The sequence below is a fragment of the Streptomyces sp. Tek67B01 genome (genome assembly GCF_055231995.1).
The window spans coordinates 3,886,350-3,909,884 of the sequence record NZ_JBUYUY010000001.1 but is presented as its reverse complement, the minus strand read 5'-3'; the positions used below and the strand labels follow the sequence as shown (position 1 = coordinate 3,909,884).

Sequence of the window (23,535 nt, the reverse complement as noted above, 5' to 3'; positions counted from 1 at the left end):
GGGCAGTCGGCGCGGGAGCGCCTGGCTGACGGACTGGGGCAGGGGGACAGCGTGGATCATCTCTTCACCGTCGAAGGGGCCTCGGCCGCGCCCGTCGCGCCGACCGCGCTCGCAGCGGAGGGGCTCCTCGAACGACAGCACCTCCAGGAGTGGGTGATCGCGCACCCTCAGGTCCTCGGAGAGTCGGTACTCGTCATCACCGCCGAGTTCGACCGGTGGGCCGACACGGACGGGGTGCCGGCGCGGGACCGACTGGACGTCCTGGGCCTGGATGCCACCGGGCGCCTCGTGGTGGTCGAGCTGAAGCGGGGAACGGCCGACCGAGACGTACACCTCCAAGCGATCACCTACGCCGCCCTGGTGTCCCGCTTCGACCTCGACACCCTGGCCCAGGCGCACCGCGACTTCTTGAAGGGCAGGGGCCAGAGCCTCGAACTCGACGAGTGCCGGCAGCGCCTCCTGGACCACGTGGACGGGGACTGGAGTCCAGAGCTGCTCCAGCGCCCCCGCCAAGTGATCATTGCGGCTGGCTTCCCCAAGCAGGTCACCCACACCGTCGTGTGGCTGTCGGAGATGAACCTCGACATCGACCTCATCGAGGTCGGCCTCTGGAAGGTCCAGGGGCAGCTCGTCGCCGGATTCACCAAGGTCTACCCCACCCCGGAGGTCGAGGAGTTCACCCTCGCTCCGGCCCGGATCGAGGCCAAGGCCGCAGCCCAGAAACTGGAGGAACGCTCACGCGCCCGCAACGCCGTGCACGTTCTAGTCGACGCCGGGCTGTTGCCCGATGGGGCTCGGCTGCAGCTGGTACCGAGGCACGGCGTGCCGGAATCCATCCGCGAGGACATCCGGGCCTGGGTCGACGAGAACGGCAGGCGCGCGAGCGTCACGTGGAGCAACAACACCGCCGAGCCGCTGACCTGGGAAGCCGACGGCAAGTCGTACACGCCGACCGGGCTGGCCAACCACATCTTCATCAGCGTGACCGGCCGCAAGGCCGACGGGATACAGGGCACGACCTGGTGGGACGTCGATACCGACCGTGTCCCGGACACCGTCGACCCCGGTGAGTGGGCAGCACTTGCGGGCACCAGTCTCGCGGCCCTGGCCAAGCAGCTCAGCGGTACCCGCAAGGACTGGTCGGGTCTGCACACCCTTCTGGGAGCCATCCCTTCCGGTCAGTGGACGACCTACGGGGATGTGGCGACCGTGATCGGCAGCCACGCCGTCCCAGTCGGAACCCACCTGGCGACCTGCGGACAGTGCCCCAACGCTTGGCGAGTGCTCACCGCCGCTGGGCGTGTAAGCACCGGCTTCCAGTGGCCCGACACGAAACGTGCAGACACTCCCGCAGACGTCCTGGGTACCGAGGGCGTCCGCTTCGAGGCGGGCGCCGCCGCTCAGGAAGCCCGCCTGCCGGTGGACGAACTCCGGCGTCTCCTGGTCACCTGACGTCCGGCCGGACGCGTACCGGCAGACCCGCGTTCGAGCACGGCATTCGCCCAGCGGCTATCGCGCAGCAGATCGAGCTCGCAAAAGTGTGTCGAGCGCACGCACTGGGGACCTCGGGGCCATCGACAGGCGGGCGTCGAGGGCTGCCTCCCATTGCTGGGTGAGGCCGGCCATGAGGCGTTGGCGCATGCCCGGGGTGACGTGGGCGTAGCGCGCGGAGACTGATCCGTCGATGTGCCCCATCCGCTCGTCCATGAGGACCTTCTCCGTGCCGAGGTCCTCCATGTGCGTGCGGTGGGAATGGCGCAGGCCGTGCGGGGTGAGGCCCCTGGCGATGGCCGTCCAGCAGGCGTCGGCGCGACCCTGGGCGTTGCGACCCCGGACCGGTATGCCCGGGAACGGGTCGCCGAGGAGCGGAACGGGACGGGGCTCCTGCGGCGCCTTCTTCGGGTACCAGCCCGTCGTCGCCGGGTGGAAGAGCCAGGTGGCGAAGCCGTTGCGGCGCCAGTGGGCGGCGTGTTCCGAGGGTGCGCCGCCTCGTACGAAGCCCAGCTCGGTAATGGCGAGTTCGACGCGGGTACGGGTGACCTCGCGCACGCGGTCGGGGTGGTTCAGGACGTTGGACACCGTTCCCGTGGAGACGCCGGCGCGGCGGGCTACGTCGACCAGCTTCGCACCTTGGTGGCCTCCGGTGCGGGCGGTGCCCTGGCCTTGGAAGACGTACGTCCTGCCATGGCACGGGCACGGCTTGGGCTTGGTACGGGCGACGTGGTCGGCCACGAGGGCCGAGAGCCAGTCGGGGGCGTCGATGGTGCGGTAGCTGTCGTCCTTAGGCGGGCAGCGGACCATCACACCCGAGTCGAGCTCGTACAGCTGCCACTCGACACGTACCGAGCCCCGGCGGGCGAACTCGGTCTCCAGACCGACGATTTCACCCCAGCGCATGCCGGTGTACGCCTTGAGGAGCACCGCGACGAACTCGTCGTCCCGCCCGGCAAGGAGGGCGGCCCGCTCGGCGATCAGGAGGACGCCGAGCGCGTCGGTGACCACCTTCTCGGGGCCGCGATCGGCGGAACGGCCGGCGCGTTTGCCCCGTCCTCGGCGCTTCGCGGCGGGGTTCGCCTCGATGAGCCCCTCGTCGACGGCATCGGCAAGGATGAGGTGGAGGGTCGCGCGCCAGGTCTTGACACTGGAGGCCGCATAGGAGGCACGTTCCTGCTTCTCCCAAAGCGCGACGTCGGTGCGGAGGATTCCGGCGAGAGCCTTGTCCTCGAACACGGGGAGCAGGTGCTCCTCGATGTGGCGGCGGTAGTTCTGCATGGTGGACGCTGCTAGGTCCTGGGCCGCGTACCAGCGGCTTGCGTACTCGGCGAAGGTCTCCTTCCCTAGCGACGGATCGCGTACGTCTCCGCGGCGGAACCCGATTTCCGCTTCGTCCGCTGCCCGCTTGGCCTCGCGCTTGGTGGCGAACTTGATCGTCGCGCCGGTGTCGTCGACGACGGTGTTGTGCTTGCCCGGCTCGGTCTTGTACCGACCGCGCCAGTAGTTTCCGCGCTTCTCCGCGAAACCCAACTCTTCCCTCCCCCTTCGGATCCCTCTACTACGCGGTGGTGTCGAACTCGTCCTGCCGGGTCCTGCGCGGCGGGCGGGCGCGGAGGCGGGCCGCCGTCGGGACCGGCCTGGTACGTGGGGCGGCTGGGGCGGCGGCTGATCCGATGGGTTCTGGGCGCTGGGCCGGCCGTACTTCGTGCAGACGGACGATCTCGGCGAGGTGCTCGGCGGTGAAGCGATACGAGCGGCCGACTCGCGAGCAGGGGATGAGCGTCCGACTGGCCCGGTCCTTGACCCACCAGACGGAGCAGCCAAGAGCTGCGGCGATCTCCTCGGGGCGGTACAGGCGGGGCAGGTCAGGACTGATTTTCGCGGGGTGTTTGGGCATGCGTCTGTTGTAACTCCGATTCCCCGGTTTGGGTGACCGGGGATCGTGGGGTATAAAGCCCCGCCGCTTCATTTCGCGCAGGACTTAATGAGGTCCATGACTTTGCGGAGGAGGTCGGCGACCGACAGCGTCCAGGTGATTCGGACATCCGGCGCCATGCGCCCAGACGGACCACATGTACAGGCCGCACGGTGTCTGACGTGGGAGCGGGCGGCAACATAGACGGCACTAGCGGCAGCGGTCAAGGATTTCGCGGTGCGATCTTTCCCGCTCCGTATTCGGCGCCGGCTTTTTGGTCAACCGGGGATCCAGCCCTACCGTTACGACATTCCCCCCTGCGCCATTTCGACTGGTGCCGCTTCGTAACCGGAATCGCTGGACTTGTCCGAAGTGGGTGTGGCTATGTTGTCCACGCGCCCGGTTCGGGAATTGATTCGACCTCCGGTGCAATGCGCTGCGGACCATCCGAGCCCCCACCGAACTGCCGCTCCCCGCTGGACGATCGAGAGGAACATCTGTGCCCCACCGCACGGCCCAAGTGGCCGTCCGCGCCCCCCTGCCGGTCCCCAGGACCTCGTTCGCCTACTGCGCGAAGGCGGGGCGATAGGCATGGCGCGCATCCGCACCATCAAGCCGGAGGCGTTCATCTCCGAGTCGCTCGCCAAGGTCAGCATCGCCGCCGAGCGGACCTTCTTCGGCCTGCTCACCCAAGCCGACGACCACGGGCGGTTCCGCGACCAGGCCGCCGTCATCGCCGGAGCCCTGTGGTCGCTGCGCCCGGAGCACGGCGCTCTGGAGGTCGAGGACGACCTCAACCAGCTCGACACTGCCGAGCTCATCTGCCGGGTATGAGGGCGACGACGGCAAGCGGTACCTGCACATCGTCACCTTCTCCATGCACCAGAAGGTCAACCGGCCGAGCGGTAGCCGCCATCCGGCCTGCCCCCGCCACGAAGGCGGTCGAGTCCCTGCGAATTCACTGCCGACGCACGGAGGTCTCCGTGAGGGCACCATGCAGGTTCACGCACCCCTCGCCGAGCCCTCCCCCGAACGGAACGAACCCTCACCCATCCACATATCCGCAGGTCAGAGCGGATTCAGTGATCTCTCCGGAAGCGCGCAGGGAGGTGTCCGGGAGCCCGCGGTGAGCCCTCACGGTCCGGATCTAGGACCTAGGAACGTGGATCTAGGATCAACTCCGTTGGGGGGCGCGAGCGCCCCAGCACACGACACCGTCTCCCCCTCCCAACTCGTCGCCGAGTACGCCTCCGCGTATGCCCCAACCGACCGCCCGCCGCCGTACTGGGCCAGCTCGGCAAGACCGTCGACAAGCTGCTCTCCGAGGGCATCGACCCGACCCACATCCGCACCGGGCTGGCGCGACTTCGGGAGAGGGCCCTGCACCCCAGCGTGCTGCCCAGCCTGGTCAACGAGGCCATGAACCCGCCGCAGACGGCCGCCGCGCTCCGGGGCGGCCACCGGCCCTACGCCAACCCCGCAAACCCCGAAGCCGCCTACGGAGGTGCCCTGTGACCACAGCGACCCGTGAACCGCAGCGCGCCGGGCTCCTGGCTGCCCGCCTGAACGCGATCCTCGCCGCCAAGGGCATCGACCCCGACGCGGCCCCCGCCCAGCCCGTAGCGGAACCGGTGACCGCCCTGGAGCTGGCCGACCGGCGAATCCCGCCCCGCTACCGGGAGGCCACCGCCACGGACCCCGGCGTACGCGCATGGGCCGAGCAAGTCACCGGCATGGGCCGGGTGGGCCCCGGCGGCACGCGGGGCATCTCCTACGGGCCCTCACTGCTGATCGCCGGCCCCACCGGCAGCGGCAAAACCCACCAGGCGTACGGAGCAGTCCGCTCCCTTCTCATGGCGGGCGTCCGGCTCAGCTGGCAGGCGGTCACCTCCGCAGACCTGCACGCCCAGTTCCGCCCGCGCCCCAACCACGACCCCGAGCGGGAGATCCAGGAACTCGGCAGATGCCCGCTGCTGATCCTCGACGACCTCGGCGCGGCCAAGCAGTCCGAGTGGACCGAGGAGCTGACGTACCGGCTGATCAACCGCCGCTACACCGAGATGCTCCCGACGCTGATCACCACCAACCTCCCCATCGCCGAGCTACGCGGAGCCGTCGGGGACCGCGTCGCATCCCGGCTGGCGGAGATGACCACCCGCGTCATCCTCACCGGCCCGGACCGCCGCCGCACTCAGCCGTCGGACTCCTGACCGCCACGGTCCCCTACGCATCGGGGACCGAGCCACCAAGCCGGACCACTCGGGGGGCCGTCCCCAAAACCACACCCGGTCCCCGGTCCCCGCTGAGAGGGGACCGTCCCCAAAACACACCCCTCGGTCCCGTACGGAACGGGACCGTCCCCGAACACACAGCCGATCGGGGACCGTCGCGGATCGCCGCTTGCAAACGGGGACCGTCCCCGCAACCAGCACCTACCCCGGAGAACGGCGCGGGGACCGATCTCCGCATCGAGACGGTCCCGAATTCTTTCCGCAGGTCAAACGGCTGATAAGCAGACTCGGTCCCGGTGACCGCCCGGCATCACCGCGTTGGGGACCGTCGGGACGTCCCGCCATCTGGGGACCGTCCCCAGATCCCATTGGGGACCGTCAGGTCATCGGATCTCGGGACCGAAGGGGACCGGTCCCCTCACCAGTGACCACGGGGACCGTCCCATTCGGTCCCCACGCTTCCCCCGCCGCGCCCCGCACGCCGCTCGCCCGAGTCCCCAACGCGCCGATCCCCGCCGCCCCCTGTTCCGGACGGTCCCCGATTCGCCTTGCTGCAGTGATCCCCAATTCCCCGACCCTCGCCCCAAACGCCTTCGGGGGACCACGCCCGCCACCACGCGATCCGGGGACCGGGGACCGGACAGCCTCCCGCATCCCGTCCCGGCACATGCCTGCTCGGAACCGCGAGGCGATCGCCCTCTCACCTCACCCTGCAGGAGAACCACCCGTGACACCCGCCTCGCAGCACGTCGGCGACACACCCTCGCCGTCATCAAAGTCGTCTACGCTGACCGACCGTTGGCGGCGCGCGTTCGGCAGGACGGCTCCTGGCGGAGCCAGTAGTACCCCGAGTCCGACTCAAGGTCGGCCTTCGGGGATCTCCGCCCCGGGGGTGGCGGAGACGGCCCCGCGCCAGGGGGCGCCGGACCAGGAGGTCGGGTCCGAAGGCGGCCCCGACCAGGAGACGCTCCACGCCGTCCAGCGCGAGATCCTCCACGCCGTACGCAGCGCCGAGCCTGCCGCCGGCGAGCCGACGGTGAAGAGCGTCCAGCCCACGATCCGCCGCTTCACCGGCAACAAGCGCTCCGACCGCGTCGGCCCCCTGCGCTTCACCGACGACGAACATCCTCGCCTCCAAGAGGCCGCAGCCGAGCACGGCTACAAGGGTGTATCCGGCTTCGCCGCCGACATCGTCCTCGCCTTCATCTACGGGCGGTTCACCGCCAACCTCCCGCTATCCGAGGACCGGCGCCGTACGCACGTGTTTCGCGCCCAGGTCCTGCGCCAGTGCAACCGCATCGGCGTCAACATCAACCAGATCGCCCGCGCCCTGAACACTGACCTCACCCCGCCCGACATACGCCAGCGCCTCGACGAGCTCCACGACCTGCTCGTCCTGATCGCCGAAGCCCTGCGAGAGCCCGCCGACCCGAGGGAGGTCTGACCCTCGTGATCGCCGCCATCAAGCCCTCCGGCGCCAACACGCGTGGCCTGCTCGCCTACCTCTACGGCCCCGGCCGCCACGACGAGCACACCGACCCGCACATCGTGGCCGGCTTCGCCATGCTCGCCATGCCCGACCCCGGCCGCGACGAGAACGCCACCCTCACCCAGCTCGCCCGCTACCTCGACGAGCCCGTGCGCCTGCGCAACAGCGAGTTCGGCAAGAAGATCACCGACCACGTCTGGCACTGCCCCGTCCGCGCAGCCCCCGAGGACCGCCACCTCTCCGACGCCGAGTGGGGCGAGATCGCCCAGCGCATCGTCGCCGCGGCCGGCATCGCCCCCGAGGGCGACGACCTGGCCTGCCGCTGGATCGCCGTACGCCACGACGACGACCACATCCACATCCTCGCCACCACCGTCCGCGAGGACGGCCGCCGCCCCAAGCTCCACGACAGCGGCATCCGCGTCGGCGACGCCTGCCGCCAGATCGAGAAGGACTACGGTCTCCGTCGCCTGAAGAAGGGTGACCGGACCGGCACCCGCGCCCCCACCCAGGCCGAGATGCACAAGGCCGAACGCCTCGGCTGGGAACAGACGAGCCGCGAATGGCTCCAGGACCGCATCCGCGCCGCCATCCCCCACGCCCGCACGGCCGAGGAACTCCTCGCCTACCTCGAAGCCGACGGCATCGCGGTCAAGGCCCGGCGCGGCCCCTCCGGAGACCTCCTCGGCTACGCCGCAGGCCGCCCCGGCGACCTCAACAAGGACGGCGAACAGATCTTCCACCCCGGCGGGAGGATCGGCCCCGACCTCACCCTCCCCAAAATCCAGTCCCGCCTCGAAGCCGGCCAGCCCGAGGAACACCCCACCGCCCGCCGCAACCGCCCCGCCACCCCGTGGCACCACGCCACGGAAGCCCTCGACAGCTTCCGCACCGACCTCGCCGACGACACCCACGCCCAGGCGCACATCACCGCCCTCGGCGAACTCCTCGAAGCCACCACCCAGAAAGCCCCCACCCACCTCCGCGCCGAACTCCACGCCGCATCCAAGGCGTTCGCACGCGCCCAGCGCTCCCAGATCCGGGCGGAAGACCGTGCCGCCCGCGCCATCCGCAACGCGGCCCGCGACATCGTCCACACCGCCACAGGCCCCGACGGCAGCGCCCTCGCAGCCCTCATCGCAGCCCTCCTGTGGGCTGGGATCGTGGCCGGCCGCTGGCACGAGGCCAAGGGCCACGCCCACCAGGCCGACGCCGCCCGGCAAGCCCTCCACCACCTGCAGGCAGCCGCCGAGCAAGCGCTCACACCCACGGTCGTCGTACTCGAACAGCGTCAGCCGAGGGAGGAAGCCCGCCGCGCCCTTGCCCACGACGTACGCGCCGCCGTCCCCGACCAGGCCGATCGCATCCTTGCCGACCCTAGCTGGCCCGCCCTCGCCGCCCTCCTGGCCGACGCCGAAGCCGGTGGCCACCAACCCCACCAGCTCCTGAAGGAGGCCGCAGCCCAGCGCGAACTCGGCACAGCCCGTCAACCGGCCCGCGTCCTGATCACCCGCCTCCAGCACACCGGCCGCAACCCCAGCCCAAACCCCCGCGCCGAAGCCGCCCGCCGACGCACAACGGCATCGTGGACCGGCCAGCCTGGACACGGCACGCAGCCGCCCACCGCCCCCGCAGCCCCGCCGAACCGCCCACGACGCTGACCTCCAAGGCGCCGCACTTGGCGCCCCGCGCTCCGCCAGACGGGCCGTCCCTACAGGGCAGCTCGACCGGCCAACGTGTGCACCGTTACCCGGGCGATAGCAGCGACGGCGCGCCCATGCGAAACCGCTCCTGCTCGCACGACGGGGTCGGCATATATAGCTGACGAACCCCGGTCAGCCAAACCGGGGATTCTCCAGATCATTGAAATACCCGGGCTCCTCGCCCAACCCCACCAAGCCGCACGGTGCTGTCGGCATACCCACACCAGAAGGAGCACCACCCTGAACGTCCAGCCCATCACTGCCATGTTCCCGCCGCTCACCAACGAGGAACTCCACGAGCTCACCGAGTCCATCAAGACCCACGGCCTACGTCACCCGATCGTCTTCGGCCCCGACGGGGTCCTGCTCGACGGTCGCAACCGACTGGCCGTCTGCAAGGCCCTCGGAATCGAGCCCCGCTTCACCACCTACGAAGGCGCTGATCCCGACGGATACGCCCTGGCCATGAACCTCCGCCAGCGCAACCTGACCACGGGGCAGGCGGCGGTGATCGCAACCAAGGCCCAAGCCAGCACCGAAACGAATGAGCACCTCGCCCCAGAGGCCGCGATGCAATCCCTCAGCGAGAAGACCGGTATCTCCACTGGCCGACTGGAGCTGGCCGACTTCGTCATGTGCCACGAGCCTAACCTCGTAGACCCGGTGATCACGCGTGCCGTCAGCCTGGACGAGGCCCACGAGATCGCACTCGCCAACAAGGTTCGTGCACAAGCCAGCCAGCAGCACTTGGCCCGACTGCGCGTTGAGGCCCCTGACCTCGCCGACCGGGTCATCACGGGCGAACTCACCGCGATTCAGGCCTGGAACAAGCACAGGGAACGCATCAAGGAAGACGTACGGCAGCGGAGGGTTGCAACCTATCTCCTGTGCGATGTCGTGACGGCTCTCGCACAGACACGGGGCAGCAGGACCTTTGCCAAGTATGACCCCCAGTACCAGGCACCGGGCCGCTCCGTCACCCGCGAGACCATCGCCAACGCGATGACCGCCCTGACCGAAATGGACGCCATATGGCGGGAGCGCAACCTCCCGTAAGCCGGCGCAAACGCCGACCAGCTGCTCCTGCCGCCAGAGCGGCGGCGGGAACAGCGGCATATACGGCCCCGGTCAGGGGGTGAGGCGGTTCGGTCCACGGAAGAGGAAGGTCGCTTCGCGGATAGAGTCCAGGCCCATCATGACCATGAGGATCCGGCCGAGGCCGGCGCCGAGGCCGCCGTGGGGCGGGCAGCCGGAGCGGAAGACGTTCAGGTAGTCCTGCATCGGCTCGGTGCTCATGCCTTTCTCCTCCGCCTGCTTGAGCAGGACGTCGGAGCGGTGCTCGCGCTGGGCCCCGGTGGTGACCTCCAGGCCCTTCCAGAGCAGGTCGAAGCTGAGCGTCAGGTCTGGCTGTCCCTCTGGGCGCATGTGGTAGAAGGGCCGGATGCTTGCCGGGTAGTGCGTGATGAACACGAACTCGTGCCCGGTCTGCTCTTTCATGTGTGCGGCAATCCGGCGCTCACCGTCCGGGTCCAGGTCCTCCTTCACCCCCTCCGGGTCCCACCCGCCGGCCCGCAGAACCTCCTGCGTCTCGGCCATCGTGATCCGCGGGAACGGCGTCTCCGGCACGATGACCTCGACCCCGAACACCTCCCGGATCCGCGCACCGTGGACCTCGGCCACCTTGGCGATGGCATGGGCGAGCATCCGCTCCTCGAAGCCCATCCCGTCCTCGACGCTGTCGATCCACGACAGCTCCACGTCCACACCGGTGAACTCGGTCGCGTGCCGGGAGGTGAATGACGGCTCGGCCCGGAAGACCGGACCGATCTCGAAAACCCGGTCGATGCCGGCCGCCACCGCCATCTGCTTGTAGAACTGCGGCGACTGCGCCAGGTACGCCGACCGGTCGAAATACCCGAGCTTGAATACCTCCGCCCCGGACTCCGAGGCGGTACCCATCAGCTTCGGGTGTGCATCTCCGTGCAGCCGTTCTGCATGGCGTACTCGCGCAGCCCCTGCTCCAAGGTCGTCTGCGCGGCGAACACCATCTGCGCGGCCTCCCGCTTGCGGACGTCAAGGAAGCGCCAGTCGAGCCGATGCTCCGGCCCGGTCTGCTCGTCGATCGGCAGCGGCGTCTCTGCCACGTTCAGCACCTCGACCGCCTCGGGGACGATTTCCAGGGCGCCGAGCTTGACCTGCGCCGCGTCCACGACGCGTCCGGTGATCCGTACGGCGGACTCCGGGGTGAGGGACTCGAGCACAGCCTCCAGCGGGCCGCCGTCGCGCCTGTGGGTCACCTGGACCATGCCGGAGTGGTCGCGCAGGATCACGAACTGCATCTTGCGCTGCAGCCGGAGTGCGTTCACCCAGCCGGAGACAGAGACGGTCTGGTCGATGTGGCCGCGTAGGTCAGAAGTCAGTACGCGGCTCGTGGTGTGGATCATCGCAGCCCTCCCGGGGCGTCGTCATGATCCCTTGGGGGTGCGGGCGAGAAGGGAACTCGCGGTACCACCGCACTTTCGCCGCCGCCTGTAAGCAGCAGCCTCATTCCGCCCTGTGACGGGGGCGAGCCGGCGGGGCATTGGGCCAAGGGCCGTTCCTCCCCGCGCTCAGGAGGGTCTTCGCCTCGGGCGCGAGTCCGCCTTCCCAGCTACTGGCGGCTCTCTCTGCTCGCGTGATCCTCGGCTACTCGTCTCCGTCTACGCGTTGGCCACGAGGATAGGAAGCGGGCACGGCACCTGCAACGCAATAGGTGTGTAACCCGACCTCGTCGGGCGTCCTGAGGCGGAAGCCCAACGAGGCGTTCACCAGCCCGCTACTTGATCGCGACTACGTACACGCTCGCCCACTGCCTCTTCGGGTTCGCCAGGTCCGGGTCGAAGTCCCAGGGCTCGACGGTGGCGAAGCCAGCCTCGGTGAACAGCTGGCTGAGCTTCTCGAAGTCGTACGCCCAGTAGTGCGGGTTGTACGTGGGGTCGTCGTCCTGGTCGCGGAAGACGTAGTTGATCAGGTCAAGGTAGGTGTTGATGTCCTTGCGGCAGTCTCGCTTGCCGTACCACCGGGAGATCATTTCCTCGGCCTGCTCGGGGCCGGCCGGGTACTGGCCGAGTACGAAGGCCGCGTCCGGCACCCCGGTGATGAGACGGCCGCCGGAGGCGAGGACGCGGTGGGCTTCTCGGGCGTACTGCTTGGCGGAGACCGGGTAGTCGATGTGCTCCAGGAAGTGCTCGGAGAACAGCACGTCCACGGAGTCGTCCTGCAGCGGGATCCCCTCACGGACATCCCACAGCAAGTCGGCGGGCGGCACGGCGTCGATGTTGCAGAAGCCGTCGAGGCGGTGGGCTCCGCCGCCGACCTGGACTTTATTCGGTGCGGCGTCGACCAGGCCGCTGGGGAACGCCTTCTGGCTGGCGCGGTGGTAGCGGCTGAGCTCGATCTCTTTGGCCGCAGCGCGGAGGGTGCGCGCGAGGCCGTGGGTGGTGGCAGGGTCGGCGAGGAGAGTCGTGATCTGCTCGCCGAGGAGATCGACGGTGCAGCCGTCCGTGCGGTGGGCATTCATCAGCTATGCGTCCTCTCGCTTCAGGCCGTGGCAGGGGTGGGTGAGGTCCACTGGTTGTTGCGCATGAGCGTGTACTTGATGTCGACCAGGCGCGGGGCGATGGTCAGGTCGAGTTCTTCGGCGGGATGGAGCCGGCCGCGGTCGTCCTGCTCGGCCCGCCAGACCCGGTAGTCGAGATCGGGGTACGCAGGGTTGATGCCGATCTCGCCCTTGGGGATCGTGCCGTTGAAGGGCGCGATGATGTCCATGTGGTTCCAGTAGTTCCACGCCTGGAGCGCCTTGTGCTGGTCGAAGTAGAAGTAGAAGTCCGGGTACCGCCCGAAGGTCCGCAGTTCGCGGTGGATCAGGTGTCCGAGGAGCGGGCCGAGCTGGGTGGAGAGGCTGTCGAACTCCCAGCGGGTGTGGTGCCAGGCTTCCGGGACCTGGCCGGGCGTGAACAGCCGGGCCGCGACGAGGTGGCTGATCCGCTCGGTGAGGTAGGCACCGGCGTGAGCGGCGTCGAGGCTGGGGTCGATCCGAGCAAGGAGCGAGCCCAGCTCGTCCGGTGAGGGCCGAAACTTCGCGAGATCGAACTTGCCCGCCATGTGCGGGAAGGACGCGAACAACATTTCCTTGTAAAGCCAGTTGTTGAATTCGCCGAGCTCGGCCCTCTCCTGCGTCTGCTGCGTGGTGGAGTGCAGCATCAGGTACTCCGCCAGGGCCTCGAAGTACACGTACCCGAGGATCGGCAGCCGAGGGATCGTCTCGTCGAGGAGTCGCAGGAACGTGCTGGGCTGGACTGCGGCGCCCTGGTAGGCGACGGCAGCCGCCAGGGCGAGGAAGGCCGTGGAGTTTTTGATCCTGCTGACGATGGTCTCGCGCAGCTGGTGTCGCTCGGTCTTGGAGAGCAGGTACTCCAGGCGGCTGTAGATCTGCAGGTGGATCGAGCCGAGGCGGAGGTAGTCCACGCCGGCCAGCCCGCGGTACGCCTGGGGCGGCAGGTTGATCTCGAAGATCAGAGGCGTCGGCACACGCTTCGGTGTGCCGGCCTGCGCCACGAAGGCCGGGGCCTCCTTGGTCAGCACGTACTCGGCGAGGTTGTGCATGCGGTATCCGCGCTCCGTCGGGGTGAGGGGCGCGCAGTACACGCTGCCGACCAGGCAGCCCCCGGAGGGATAGAGCGAGCCGTGCTCGCTGATCTGCTCCAGAGCGTGTGTGACGTGCAACAGGTGCAGCTTGCCGTCCCCGCCCAAGGCACGAAAGAGGGCGTTGTCCCGCAGCAGCCGGCCGTTCGGGGTCTCCGCCACGAGCCTGTTCTCCCAGGCCGCAGCCTGCTCCGCGAGCGGATCCTGGCCGTCCACAGGGCTGGGGATTAGCGTCGTATCGAAGAAGGCGTGGGCATCGGCCCACTGCTCGTAGGCGTCCAGGAAGTCCATCAGCGGGTCAGCTCCAGCTGCGCAAGTCCTACGAGGACCGCCTCCGTGCTGCTCGCTCCGGCCAGCCATGCGGTCTCGGACCGGACAACCAGCTCGAAGGCAGTCGTGCGTAAACCGTTGAAGGCGTCGGAGCGTACCTGGGCGGGGTCAGGCCACCAGCTGAGCTTCGGCAGCCGGTAGCGGTCCAGGGCGTCCGCGGCCTTGAGGAGGTCGCAGATGACCTCAGCTCGGGTGTGATCGGCTTGATCGTCCTCGGTGAAGGCGTCGTACGGCACGTCGTGGAGCCGCACCGCGGTGGCGGCGGTGGCGATCCGGCTGGGCGTCGCCATGACCCCGAAGTGGGGCCAGACGGTGTCGGCGTTGTCCGTGAGCCAGATGGCAGCACGCGCCCCATGGCCCCGGTCGTCCTTGTCGTGGAGGCGACGGCAGTCGTGGACGGCGGCGGCCAGGACCAGCGTGGCGGTGTCGTCCTCGCTGAGCCCGGCCGACTCCGCGAGCAGCGCGGCCAGCGCGGCGGTGCGCATCGCGTGCCGGATCCCGTGGAGGGAGTCCAGGCACTTCGCCTCGGCCAGCCACCCGGCAGGGATGGCCGAGCGGGAAAGGAGCGACTGTGAGGTCTTCCGCAGCCGGGGAGGCGGGCCGTCCGAGAAGTCCGGCCGGTTCGCGGTGATCCAGCGAACGGTGGCGGGATCGGTGTACTGGTGGTGCGGTAGCTGCTTACGGGCAGCCAGCTCGACCAGACTGTCGGCCGGCGAGGTCGTGCTCATCGGGCCCACCCCCTCGGTGGTCTGCGACAGCGGATGCCTAGCTGACGGACGCGGTCTGGGCCGCCTGCTCCTTGCGAGCCTGCTCGGCGGCCTCGAAGGCGGCCGTGAACTCGGCGAGCTCCTCCTCGGTCATGAGGTGCACGCCCAGCTCATCGGCCACGGCGCCGATGCGGGCGACAGCCTCGTCCCGCGCGGTGGTGCTCGCCTCGTCGTCGAGCAGCACCTCAAACTCGGCGTGGTGCCCCCAGGCATCGCTCCACTTCACGGCGATCTCGACACCGCGGAAGCGGAAGTTGTGGCGCTGATTGAACGCCTGGTGCATGGCGTCCTCGAAGCCGAGGGCATTGAAAATCCGCACAGCGGCCGGAACGTCCTCGCGGCCGATGGCGAACTCGGTCTCCGGGAAGGCAGCGCCCTGGCCGATCTTGCCGGCCTTGAGCGTGATCTTCGCGGAGCTGGCCGCGATGTTGTCCGTGACCTTGAGCAGCTGGTCGGGCAGCACGTAGAAGAAGATGTTCTTGTCGTCGCAGCCGAGGTCCTCGGCCTCCTGCGTCAGACGCGCGAGGAGCTGCTCGTACGCGTCCTTGTCGAAGCGGGCGCGCATCTCGATCTCGATGGCCACAGTGGCTCCCTTACGGAATCGGGCATGGGTGATCCGCCCGAGCCAGGCAAAGCGGGGCTGGCTCAGTTCAGTGCGGTGTGTGATTGATCAAGCGTCCGGGCGGTGCGGTACGCGGGTGCGTGCCGCACCGCCACAGGGCAGGAGCGTCAGGCGAGCTCGCCGAAGCGGTCACGCACGACGCCCTCGTGCAGGTAGGTCGGGAGCGGCACGCCGCCGACGGACACGCGCTTGGTGGCGACCTGTTCCTCGGTCTCGTCCGGGAAGCCCTCCAGCAGCTGGAGGCACTGCGCCACCCACTCGCGGGACTTCTCCCAGTCGCCGGTGTCACGGCTGCGGACGGCGAGCGCGAAGGCGGTCTCCGTCGCGGCCCATCGGTCGGTGGCCAGCTCCTGCTGGAAGATGCTCTCCAGCTCGGCCACGGAGGCGACGCGGGTCGGGTTGGTCATGACGTCTTCTCTCCTACGTTGGTGCCTGGTGGTGTTCAACGCGTCGACGGCCGATCGGTGACATCGGTCGGGCTCAGTAGGTGAAGATCTCCGCGAGGGTGCGGTAGTCGTGAAGCTCGTCCTTGTCGAACCACAGCTCCAGCTCCTGGTCGGCCTCGGCCTTGTTGCCGGAGGCGTGGACCAGGTTCGCGACGGCCTTGCCAGAGGCCGCGCTGGCGCCCCGGCTGTAGTGCGAGAAGTCGCCGCGGACAGTGCCGGCGGGGGCCTCGTTCGGGTAGGTGCTCCCGACGATCTTGCGTACGGTGGCGACGGCATCGAAGCCCTCTAGCACGAGCGCGATCACCGGGCCCTGCTGCATGAACGTGGAGGTCAGGTTATAGACCTCGGCACCGAGCCGCTCCTCCAGGTCGAAGTAGTGGCGCCGGGTGAACTCGGCGTCCATCTGCTTCATCTTGATGCCGACGATCTTCAGCGCCGCATCCTCGAATCGAGCGATGATCTTCCCCGCGAATCCGCGGACCATCGCGTCGGGCTTGAGGAGGACGAGAGTGCGCTCCACGGTGTTTTCCTGATCCTGGGCCATCGGTTCCCTTTCAGCTTTCAGGCAAGCCATATGACGGGCGCTCAGCGCCTCGCCCGCTTGAGGTTACCTGCGGCGGAACACCCTTCTGTGCCTGTCAGTTGAGGCCCGGAGAGGGATATCGGCCAAGTGGCCGAGACTTTCTCTCGACGAGTACCCAGTGCAGCTGTTCCAGGCGGAAAACACATTTCCTGCACGCGTGGATCTCGGCCTCAACACCGCTCACGGCGATGGAGCCGATGACGGTCACCTCTACATGGAGCCGTTCGCAGCGGAAACAACTCCCGGTGGTCCACTCGAACCGCTGCCACAGCTGCTGAGGCTTCACGTGGCCGGATGGTCGCGGGCCGGCCGGAGGCCGTCGATCGGGGCCATCCACTCCTTTCCGCCGCCCTCCGGCCGCAGCCAGGCGCTGGCGGGCGGCCTCTCGGAGTAGTAGGGCCACGGCTGCACCTCGCCCCGGCGGCCGGTGCCCGTGTCGATCACCAGCGCATGGACCGTGAGCCACTCCGGCAGCGAGCTCCAGCCGGCGGCGGCCTCGACGGTCACGTGGCGTCGCGATACGGCCGGGACCACCCCTTCGGGGCCTTGCGATGCGGGCTTCATGGCTTTGCCATCTCCGATCTCTCTGCCTGAAGAAGACGGGTGGGACGGACCAGTGTCACTAACAAAAGCCAGTTGATGCAGGATGAGTTGCTCGCATCGCCCAGCGGCGTTCTCGGTCTGTTGCGACAGTAGCCAGGGCGCCCCACGACACCCCGGAAAAACCTTCCGGGGTCCACTTCGGCCACGAGGTGATGATCAGGACATGCGAGGTATGACAGAGAACCTGACCATCGGCGAGCGCGTCGCCTGGTATCGGCGCCGTCGCGGCCTCTCCCAAGAGGTACTGGCGGGCCTTGTCGGCCGTACCACGGACTGGCTGAGCAAAGCGGAGAACAATCGGATCGAGCTCGATCGCCTCTCGGTGATCACCTCACTCGCCGACGCCCTCGATGTCTCCCTTGGAGACCTCCTCGCCGAGCCCGCTCTCATGGAATGGTCGCCCGACAGCGGCCATCGCACCGTTGCCGCGTTGCGCGAAGCGCTCATGGACTACAAGCAGCTCACACCCCTGCTGGGGTCTGCACCCGATGACGAGCCACCTGCCCTGCAGGACCTTCGTGCCAACGTGGGCGAGGTGCTCGACGCCTACCAGGCGTCCCGCTACGGCTTCGCTACTCGACGTCTCCCCCTCGTCCTGGCCGACGCCCTCGCCGCATCCCGCGCTTACTCGGGGAATCAGGGGGAGGAGGCTCACGCGCTACTCGCCCTGGCCTACCACGGCGCAGCCATGGTGCTGGGCAAGGTCGGAGAGTCCGAGCTGGCGTGGATCGCGGCTGACCGCGGTCTGGCAGCCGCGCAGCACAGCGGCCGAAGCGAGGTCACAGGTTCACTCTTCCGCGCGGTCACACACTGCCTACTGGCCACCGGACGCTTCACGGCAGCGATCCAGCTGGTGAACGACGCGGCTGCCGTCATGCAACCGGAGCTGGGCAACGCGAGCGACGAGTACCTCTCCGTATACGGCACGCTGTTCCTCACCGGGGCGATGGCCGCAGCCCGGGCAGAGGATCGGGCAACTACGCAGATCTTCCTCCGAGAGGCGGACGAGACCGCGCAGCGCCTCAGCGCCGATGCCAACCACCTGTGGACAGCCTTCGGACCGACCAATGTGGCCATCCACTGTGTAGCCGCAGCCGGCGAACTGGGCGACATTCAGGTCGCCGCGGACCTCGGTCCGCGAATCGACACCAGCGGTATGCCAGTGGAACGGCGTGCGCGGCACAGCCTCGAAGTCGCCAGGGCGCTGAGTGCCTGGAACCGGACTGACGAAGCCTTGGCCGTCCTGCTGGAAGCCGAACAGGTCGCCCCCGAGCAGGTCCGCCACCACTACATGAGCCGAGAACTGGTCATCGGCTGGATACGCGGTACCAGAGGCCAGCCGTCCCATCCCCTGGCCGACCTGGCCCGCAGGCTCCGCATCGTGGCGGGCGGCTAGAGTCCAATCCGTGAGCGAGAACGAGCACGAAGCGAAGATGGCCCACCCCCGCATGGCGGCCGGCGCTCTCTTCTTCGACGAAGCTGATCGAGTCCTCCTCGTCGAGCCGTCGTACAAGGACTACCGGGACATCCCTGGCGGATACGTCGAGCAGGGCGAGTCGCCCCGACAAGCCTGTGTGCGCGAGGTCCATGAGGAACTGGGCATCAAACCCCACATCTGCCGCTTGCTCGTTGTCGACTGGGCGCCGAACCCAGGAGAGGGCGACAAGGTCCTCTACCTCTTCGACGGCGGCCGCCTGGACGCAGACCACCGCCAACAGATCGCACTGCAAGCGGACGAGCTCCGCAGCTACGACTTCCACGGCGCCGAACAGGTGCCAGACCTCACCATCCCCCGCCTCGCGCGCCGAATCGCCGCAGGCATCCAGGCCCGAACGGACGGCCTGACTGCCTACCTGGAACACGGGCAGTCGCCGGAAACAGGGACCTGACTACACCCGTGCTGCCATCCGGGACCGAAAGGAGGGGTCTTGGCAACACCTCGCCTCCAAGATCCGCGCCTCCCTGACATACTGCCGAGCCTTGCTGCCCGATGCCGGCTACGCGGTGAGGCTGCACGACACCATGCTTCGAAGCCGTCTGGGTCGCCGCCGCGGCCCTGGCATCACCAGGAGGGGACCGTCGCACATGGGCAGGACTGAGTACTACAACGACCCCGCGGCACCGAAGGCGAACACCCTTATTCCTGCCAGCAACCTGCTCGTCGTCGAGGACACCGGCGCCATCCTTCTCCAGCGCCGCCGTGACACCGGCCAGTGGGCGCTACCCGGAGGTGCCCAGGACATCGGCGAGACGGCTGCACAGTGCGCCGTACGCGAATGCCTCGAAGAGACCGGCATCGTCGCCGAGATCACCGGCTTCCTCGGGGTCTACACCAACCCCCGCCACATCGTGGCCTACACCGACGGCGAGATCCGGCAGCAGTACGAGAACACCTACATCGGCCGCCCCGTAGGTGGCGAGCCAACGGTCAACGACGAGGCTGACGGCGTCCGCTTCATCCAGCCCGCCGAGCTCGACCAGTACGACATCCACCCCAGCATGCGCCAGCAGATCGGCGACTACCTCGCCGGCGCATTCCCCCACCTCGGCTGAGCCAGCAGTTCATACTCGCCCGAGCAAGAGATGATCTCCAGCCGCCACGGGAGTGTCGTGAACCTGCTGCCGACCACTACGAGCACAGACATCCAAGAGTCGCAGCCGATGGTGGCCGTGCTCCCCATCGGCTCCTTCGAACAGCACGGCCGCTATCTCCCACTGATCACCGACACAGCAATCGCATGCATCATCGGCCAGGAGATCGCCGACGCCTACCCCGTGCACTTGCTCCCGCCGATCACGGTGTCGTGCAGCCACGAGCACGCCGCGTTCCCCGGCACCGTCAGCATCAGCGCGAAGACCCTCTGCGCATTGATCGACGACATCCGGGCGTCCCTCGCCCGCTCCGGCATCACCAAGCTCGTGATCATCAACGGCCACGGCGGCAACTACGTCCTGTCCAACATCGTCCAGGAAGCGAACGTCGACGGCCCCGCCGTCTCCCTTTTCCCACTCGGGGCCGACTGGGACCGGGCCCGCGACCACGCTGGACTTGTCTCCGATCGACACGCAGACATGCACGCCGGCGAGATCGAGACATCCGTCCTGCTCCACTCCGCCCCGGAGCTTGTGCGGGACGGCTTCGCCTCCGCAGACCACGATGGCGGCTCCCGTCCTTTCCTCCTGGTCCAGGGCATGAGCGCGTACACGGAGTCCGGGGTGATCGGTTACCCCTCATCTGCCTCGGCAGAGAAGGGCAAGGCCGTCCTCGACAGTCTGACAAGCGGCTTCGTGGCGCATCTCAGCATCCTCGGCGGGGGCCGCTGAAGTGACACATCGAATCTGTGGCTCCTCGGAGACCTGTGCCGGGGAGTGGGTCAGTCCGTCGCCCGCCCGTTCACCATGAGGTCGGCGGCCGAGCGGCACGGCCGCCCCATCTGGGCACATCGCTGTTCGAAATTTGGAGGCAGCCAGCCTCGGCCAAGCAGCCGGGGATGGGCGGGGAACGCGGTGAGTGCGGCTAGCGTGAAGATGAGCGAAGCCCACGGTGTCTGCATGCGGATGGTCATGTGCCGGCCCTGGGTGTTGGTGAAGCTCATCTGGAAGACATCAGGAGCGGCAAGATCGATCGCGCTCAAGGCCTTCCACTCGATGTCGAGCCCGCTCGTCGGGTGCGCTAAGTGCAGACGCTGCAGCGTGATGGTGACTTCACCGGCTCCGTCCTGCACCCAGCGCGGCTGGGCGTCGCGGGCTGCTTGGTTGCGGCGAGCGGAGTTCCCGAGTGCCGATCCCACCATGCTGCCGATCACCCAGGCCGGGCTGCCGAACGCGGTGACGCTGTTGTGGGTGTAACGACCGTTGCCGAGTGCCCGCCACGTCAGGCGCTGCCCCGGTCCGACGGCCAGGGCGCGCTCGCCAGTCCCTAGCCTCGCCGTCGTGGCCACCAAGGGGCGCCGGGCAAGCCGTCCCTCGACAAGGTCGGCGAGGATGTCGCATGAGTGCCAGAGGTACTCGTCCAGTGGGGACCACAACGGTTGAGGCACGAAGGGTTTGGCCACTGTCACTCCGACCTTCTTCTCAGAGGCTACGGATCTACATCGAGTGATCAAGCCTACGCGGAGCGTCCATTCGCGATGTGAGTTGCCGCACGAAACTCCGTGGCCTCGCCCGAAGGAACAGGCCTGGAAATGACGGACGTTCGGGTCCAGGCAACCCCGATGGCCGTCGGTGCGGGACTCTACCCAAGACGCATGCCGACTTGTCGCACCACTGACACGATGGCTTCGTGACGAGCAACAACCTTGGGGAGTGGAGCCCCGCTTCAGCCAGCGAGATGGCGGAAGTCTTCAAGCAGGCCAACTTCCCGTGGTGGATCGCCGGCGGTCGCGCGATCGAACTCTTCGTCGGGCACGAGCTGCGGACGCATGGAGACCTCGACGTTCTCGTGCTGCGGCGCGATCAGACACGAGCCCAGGAGTGCCTGCCAGGCTGGGATCTCCACGTCGCAGACCCACCAGGCACCGGCAAGCTCCGCGCATGGGGCTTCGGCGAGATGCTCGAAGAGCCCCTTCATGACATCTGGTGTCGCCGAACACCAGACTCGCCCTGGTCGGTGCAGCTCATGCTCGACGATGCAGTCGGCGACGAATGGGTATCGAGACGCGACCCCCGCGTGCGGATGCCCATCACCCGTCTCAGTCGCGTCGCCGCGGATGGCACCCCCTACCTCACCCCCGAGATGCAGCTCTTCTACAAGGCGAAGAACACCAGAGAGAAAGACGAGATGGACTTCGACGCGGTCCTCCCGTCGCTGGACCAGGACCAGAGGGCTTGGCTGCTGGACGCCCTCAAGGTGACCGCACCAGAGCATCCCTGGCGACAGAGACTGCAATAGGCCATCTCCATCGCTTCTCCGCCAGTTTCTCCAACTGCCGGCTCGTTCAAGCCCGCCTGCCAAGCAGGAGTAGCAGACTGATCGGATCCCGCTCACCGTCGTGCACATTGCCGTGAGAGGTGTTACTTGAACTCCCCACGCGGCAAGGCACACGTCAGGACAGACAAGAAGACCCAGCGAGCCGAGACAGCGCTCACTGGCGTTCTCGCCACAGCACCGGCCGATCAGCGCTGGCTCTCGGACGGCCGTGACACGCGGACCGTGCTCACCGGTATGGTCCGCGAGTGGCAGGAGATCTTCGGCGGCCGTTTCGAGAGCAGAACCACCGGCAACCGATGGGCTCATCTGTCCGACGACGCGTTGGTGATCGGAGGCTTTCGCCCGATGGGTCTGAGTACGGACCTCTGCGCAATCAGCGACCACGCTACGGCGCGCACGTTCGCTTCCGGCTACCGAGAGGCGATCTTCGGCAACGCGCCCCCCGTGGAATATTGGAGCACCGTCACCATCCTGGAAGACGCCATACCCGTGATGCTCGCAGTCCTGGACCGTGAGCTGACTGGTGCTGTCGGATGCCTCGACTGGTATCTGCAGACTCCATGCTTGTCCAGGCTGTGCCGACACCACCCTGACGGAGCCGGCGCACCGTTCTGCGGCTCGGCAGCCTGTGCAACCGCGTCACCGAGTTCGCCTTGTGACTGCGTCTGCGGGGGCGTGAACCATGGGATGGGCGAGGACGCCCTCCGGGCCATGCGGCCCGAAGCACCCGACTGGTCCTCAGCACCAGCTCCGGTATGGAGGCCGGGCTCCGGCAGCGTGGAAGTCGACCGTGAACACCGTCGGGTCGTCGGGCGCAATCCCTTCAGTAGACACGGCGCACGCGTACGGCCTCCGTCCTCAGCATGGACGGCCACGACAGTAGAGAACTCCTGACGCATGTGAAGCGGCCCGCTCGGCGACGGGACTGTGCCCCGTTGCCGGATGCCTGCTTCCACTGGGGTCGCTGCTCGGCGGCGCAAGCCTCCCTATTGGCTGCGGTGTCAGCAGCCACGCCCTGGCCATCGGGGCTTACGCCTACCAGCCAAGGGTGCCGTTCCAGCCATAGTCGATCGACGAAGGGCTGGGCGAAGATCGTCTGTTTACGATGATCGTTCCGCCTGCAGCCATGCGGGCCAGGGCTTTCTTCAACGCGACGAGGGGTCTCAGTGCGTCCGAGGTTGCGCATGTTCTCACTGGTGTCGCTCACCGTCCTGGCGGTGGCAGGATGCTCGGACGCCGGACAGCCGGCCGACCCAGGCAAGCTCACGCCTGCGGCTCCGATCGCAACCGACGCTGTGAACGAGAGTTCGATCTGCAAGATCGTCCTCACCGACGCCCAGCAGAAAGAGATCAGCGTCCGCGAGGCCACGCCTATGTCTGGCAAGGGCGAGATCTCCTGCTACTTCTCCATGACGCCGACCACCACGAATGCCGCCGGATATGTCGTCTCCTTGTTCAAGAGCGAGGAAGCCCTGCTTCAGACTGCCGACGGCACGAAGCCCAGCCCTACGAAGGCCGTTCCAGTGGAGATCAAGGGCCGCCTGGCAGCGCAGCAGATCATGTACGGCGACGACTGGCGGGCCTCACTCTCAGTGGACATCGGTTCCGGCCAGTTCCTCTTCGTGGAGAGGTACTCCCCGGGGCACGTGGTGTCCGAGAAGGACATGAAGGCTCAGGCCGCCACGGTTGCCGAGCAGGTCCTTGGAAACCTTCAGCAGTCGGGCAAGCGGGGCATCTAA

At 67.9% G+C, this 23,535-nt stretch carries 21 protein-coding genes and 2 pseudogenes; 12 read left to right on the top strand and 11 right to left on the bottom strand.

Translation table 11 applies throughout. The annotated features are described in order from the left end of the window. The first annotated feature begins 51 nt into the window (after positions 1 to 51). Complete coding sequence (locus tag ACV7NM_RS17640) at positions 52 to 1,452, top strand: DNA-binding protein (RefSeq protein WP_453421397.1); 1,401 nt, start codon at positions 52 to 54, stop codon at positions 1,450 to 1,452. Between the two features lie 57 nt (positions 1,453 to 1,509). Here the strand turns inward: ACV7NM_RS17640 and ACV7NM_RS17635 are convergent, their stop codons facing one another. Then, the gene (locus ACV7NM_RS17635) at positions 1,510 to 3,024 is read right to left on the bottom strand and encodes a LacI family DNA-binding transcriptional regulator (RefSeq protein ID WP_453421396.1); all 1,515 of its coding nucleotides are present in this window, start codon (positions 3,022 to 3,024) and stop codon (positions 1,510 to 1,512) included. A 28-nt stretch (positions 3,025 to 3,052) separates the two neighbouring features. Next, positions 3,053 to 3,391: a DNA-binding protein gene (locus ACV7NM_RS17630; RefSeq protein ID WP_453421395.1), complete on the bottom strand. Its 339-nt coding sequence runs from the start codon at positions 3,389 to 3,391 to the stop codon at positions 3,053 to 3,055. A 609-nt stretch (positions 3,392 to 4,000) separates the two neighbouring features. On the opposite strand from ACV7NM_RS17630, the pseudogene ACV7NM_RS17625 reads away from it, so the two are divergent. From ACV7NM_RS17625 to ACV7NM_RS17605, 5 genes and pseudogenes are all read left to right on the top strand, one after another. Beyond that, positions 4,001 to 4,924 (top strand): annotated as a pseudogene (locus tag ACV7NM_RS17625) (hypothetical protein). After that, positions 4,921 to 5,619 carry an ATP-binding protein gene (locus tag ACV7NM_RS17620; protein WP_453421393.1) on the top strand — a complete coding sequence of 233 codons (699 nt, stop codon included), beginning with the start codon at positions 4,921 to 4,923 and terminating at the stop codon, positions 5,617 to 5,619. Before ACV7NM_RS17625 ends, ACV7NM_RS17620 begins: the two are co-directional and overlap by 4 nt. Positions 5,620 to 6,532: 913 nt before the next feature. Next, positions 6,533 to 7,084 carry a MobC family plasmid mobilization relaxosome protein gene (locus ACV7NM_RS17615; RefSeq protein WP_463411159.1) on the top strand — a complete coding sequence of 184 codons (552 nt, stop codon included), beginning with the start codon at positions 6,533 to 6,535 and terminating at the stop codon, positions 7,082 to 7,084. Positions 7,085 to 7,089: 5 nt separating this feature from the next. After that, positions 7,090 to 8,790 (top strand): relaxase/mobilization nuclease domain-containing protein, encoded by a 1,701-nt coding sequence (locus tag ACV7NM_RS17610; protein ID WP_463411158.1) that lies wholly within the window; start codon positions 7,090 to 7,092, stop codon positions 8,788 to 8,790. A 306-nt stretch (positions 8,791 to 9,096) separates the two neighbouring features. Then, complete coding sequence (locus ACV7NM_RS17605; protein ID WP_463411157.1) at positions 9,097 to 9,888, top strand: plasmid replication/partition related protein; 792 nt, start codon at positions 9,097 to 9,099, stop codon at positions 9,886 to 9,888. A gap of 72 nt (positions 9,889 to 9,960) precedes the next feature. Here the strand turns inward: ACV7NM_RS17605 and aspS are convergent. The 8 genes and pseudogenes from aspS to ACV7NM_RS17565 all read right to left on the bottom strand — a co-directional run bounded on the left by aspS (position 9,961) and on the right by ACV7NM_RS17565 (position 16,827). Beyond that, a pseudogene (gene aspS, locus ACV7NM_RS17600) lies at positions 9,961 to 11,276 on the bottom strand (aspartate--tRNA(Asn) ligase). Between the two features lie 371 nt (positions 11,277 to 11,647). Then, entirely contained in the window at positions 11,648 to 12,391 is a 744-nt protein-coding gene (locus ACV7NM_RS17595; RefSeq protein WP_453421388.1) for a class I SAM-dependent methyltransferase, read from the bottom strand. A 20-nt stretch (positions 12,392 to 12,411) separates the two neighbouring features. Then, the gene (locus tag ACV7NM_RS17590; RefSeq protein WP_463411156.1) at positions 12,412 to 13,806 is read right to left on the bottom strand and encodes a hypothetical protein; all 1,395 of its coding nucleotides are present in this window, start codon (positions 13,804 to 13,806) and stop codon (positions 12,412 to 12,414) included. Next, positions 13,806 to 14,573: a hypothetical protein gene (locus tag ACV7NM_RS17585; RefSeq protein ID WP_463411155.1), complete on the bottom strand. Its 768-nt coding sequence runs from the start codon at positions 14,571 to 14,573 to the stop codon at positions 13,806 to 13,808. Before ACV7NM_RS17585 ends, ACV7NM_RS17590 begins: the two co-directional genes overlap by 1 nt. Positions 14,574 to 14,610: 37 nt before the next feature. Next, a complete protein-coding gene (locus ACV7NM_RS17580; RefSeq protein ID WP_406075191.1) occupies positions 14,611 to 15,195 on the bottom strand; it encodes a CYTH domain-containing protein in 585 nt (194 codons plus the stop codon). Between the two features lie 146 nt (positions 15,196 to 15,341). Further along, the gene (locus ACV7NM_RS17575; protein ID WP_463411154.1) at positions 15,342 to 15,641 is read right to left on the bottom strand and encodes a hypothetical protein; all 300 of its coding nucleotides are present in this window, start codon (positions 15,639 to 15,641) and stop codon (positions 15,342 to 15,344) included. 73 nt (positions 15,642 to 15,714) lie between these two features. Beyond that, positions 15,715 to 16,224, bottom strand: a complete 510-nt coding sequence (locus ACV7NM_RS17570; protein ID WP_453421385.1) for a nucleoside-diphosphate kinase — start codon at positions 16,222 to 16,224, stop codon at positions 15,715 to 15,717. A gap of 321 nt (positions 16,225 to 16,545) precedes the next feature. Further along, a complete protein-coding gene (locus ACV7NM_RS17565; RefSeq protein ID WP_453421384.1) occupies positions 16,546 to 16,827 on the bottom strand; it encodes a hypothetical protein in 282 nt (93 codons plus the stop codon). A gap of 211 nt (positions 16,828 to 17,038) precedes the next feature. On the opposite strand from ACV7NM_RS17565, the gene ACV7NM_RS17560 reads away from it, so the two are divergent. The 4 genes from ACV7NM_RS17560 (at position 17,039) to ACV7NM_RS17545 (ending at position 20,190) form a co-directional block, all read left to right on the top strand. Continuing rightward, positions 17,039 to 18,262: a helix-turn-helix domain-containing protein gene (locus ACV7NM_RS17560; RefSeq protein WP_463411153.1), complete on the top strand. Its 1,224-nt coding sequence runs from the start codon at positions 17,039 to 17,041 to the stop codon at positions 18,260 to 18,262. A 10-nt stretch (positions 18,263 to 18,272) separates the two neighbouring features. Continuing rightward, the gene (locus tag ACV7NM_RS17555; RefSeq protein WP_463411152.1) at positions 18,273 to 18,755 is read left to right on the top strand and encodes an NUDIX domain-containing protein; all 483 of its coding nucleotides are present in this window, start codon (positions 18,273 to 18,275) and stop codon (positions 18,753 to 18,755) included. Positions 18,756 to 18,951: 196 nt separating this feature from the next. Next, positions 18,952 to 19,419: an NUDIX hydrolase gene (locus ACV7NM_RS17550; protein WP_453421381.1), complete on the top strand. Its 468-nt coding sequence runs from the start codon at positions 18,952 to 18,954 to the stop codon at positions 19,417 to 19,419. 57 nt (positions 19,420 to 19,476) lie between these two features. Next, the gene (locus ACV7NM_RS17545) at positions 19,477 to 20,190 is read left to right on the top strand and encodes a creatininase family protein (RefSeq protein ID WP_453421380.1); all 714 of its coding nucleotides are present in this window, start codon (positions 19,477 to 19,479) and stop codon (positions 20,188 to 20,190) included. 50 nt (positions 20,191 to 20,240) lie between these two features. On the opposite strand, the gene ACV7NM_RS17540 is transcribed toward ACV7NM_RS17545, so the two are convergent. After that, complete coding sequence (locus ACV7NM_RS17540; protein WP_463411151.1) at positions 20,241 to 20,927, bottom strand: hypothetical protein; 687 nt, start codon at positions 20,925 to 20,927, stop codon at positions 20,241 to 20,243. A 221-nt stretch (positions 20,928 to 21,148) separates the two neighbouring features. On the opposite strand from ACV7NM_RS17540, the gene ACV7NM_RS17535 reads away from it, so the two are divergent. After that, positions 21,149 to 21,757, top strand: coding sequence for a nucleotidyltransferase domain-containing protein (locus ACV7NM_RS17535; protein ID WP_463411150.1), 609 nt, complete (start codon positions 21,149 to 21,151; stop codon positions 21,755 to 21,757). A gap of 1,235 nt (positions 21,758 to 22,992) precedes the next feature. Next, the gene (locus tag ACV7NM_RS17530) at positions 22,993 to 23,535 is read left to right on the top strand and encodes a DUF3558 domain-containing protein (RefSeq protein WP_463411149.1); all 543 of its coding nucleotides are present in this window, start codon (positions 22,993 to 22,995) and stop codon (positions 23,533 to 23,535) included.

What these genes read in the sequence shown, in the direction of transcription:
- ACV7NM_RS17630 (WP_453421395.1), bottom strand. Translation starts at nt 3,391, where the DNA reads ATGCCCAAACACCCCGCGAAAATCAGTCCTGACCTGCCCCGCCTGTAC.
- ACV7NM_RS17605 (WP_463411157.1), top strand. Translation starts at nt 9,097, where the DNA reads ATGTTCCCGCCGCTCACCAACGAGGAACTCCACGAGCTCACCGAGTCC.
- ACV7NM_RS17595 (WP_453421388.1), bottom strand. Translation starts at nt 12,391, where the DNA reads ATGAATGCCCACCGCACGGACGGCTGCACCGTCGATCTCCTCGGCGAG.
- ACV7NM_RS17590 (WP_463411156.1), bottom strand. Translation starts at nt 13,806, where the DNA reads ATGGACTTCCTGGACGCCTACGAGCAGTGGGCCGATGCCCACGCCTTC.
- ACV7NM_RS17585 (WP_463411155.1), bottom strand. Translation starts at nt 14,573, where the DNA reads ATGAGCACGACCTCGCCGGCCGACAGTCTGGTCGAGCTGGCTGCCCGT.
- ACV7NM_RS17575 (WP_463411154.1), bottom strand. Translation starts at nt 15,641, where the DNA reads ATGACCAACCCGACCCGCGTCGCCTCCGTGGCCGAGCTGGAGAGCATC.
- ACV7NM_RS17570 (WP_453421385.1), bottom strand. Translation starts at nt 16,224, where the DNA reads ATGGCCCAGGATCAGGAAAACACCGTGGAGCGCACTCTCGTCCTCCTC.
- ACV7NM_RS17565 (WP_453421384.1), bottom strand. Translation starts at nt 16,827, where the DNA reads ATGAAGCCCGCATCGCAAGGCCCCGAAGGGGTGGTCCCGGCCGTATCG.
- ACV7NM_RS17560 (WP_463411153.1), top strand. Translation starts at nt 17,039, where the DNA reads ATGACAGAGAACCTGACCATCGGCGAGCGCGTCGCCTGGTATCGGCGC.
- ACV7NM_RS17550 (WP_453421381.1), top strand. Translation starts at nt 18,952, where the DNA reads ATGGGCAGGACTGAGTACTACAACGACCCCGCGGCACCGAAGGCGAAC.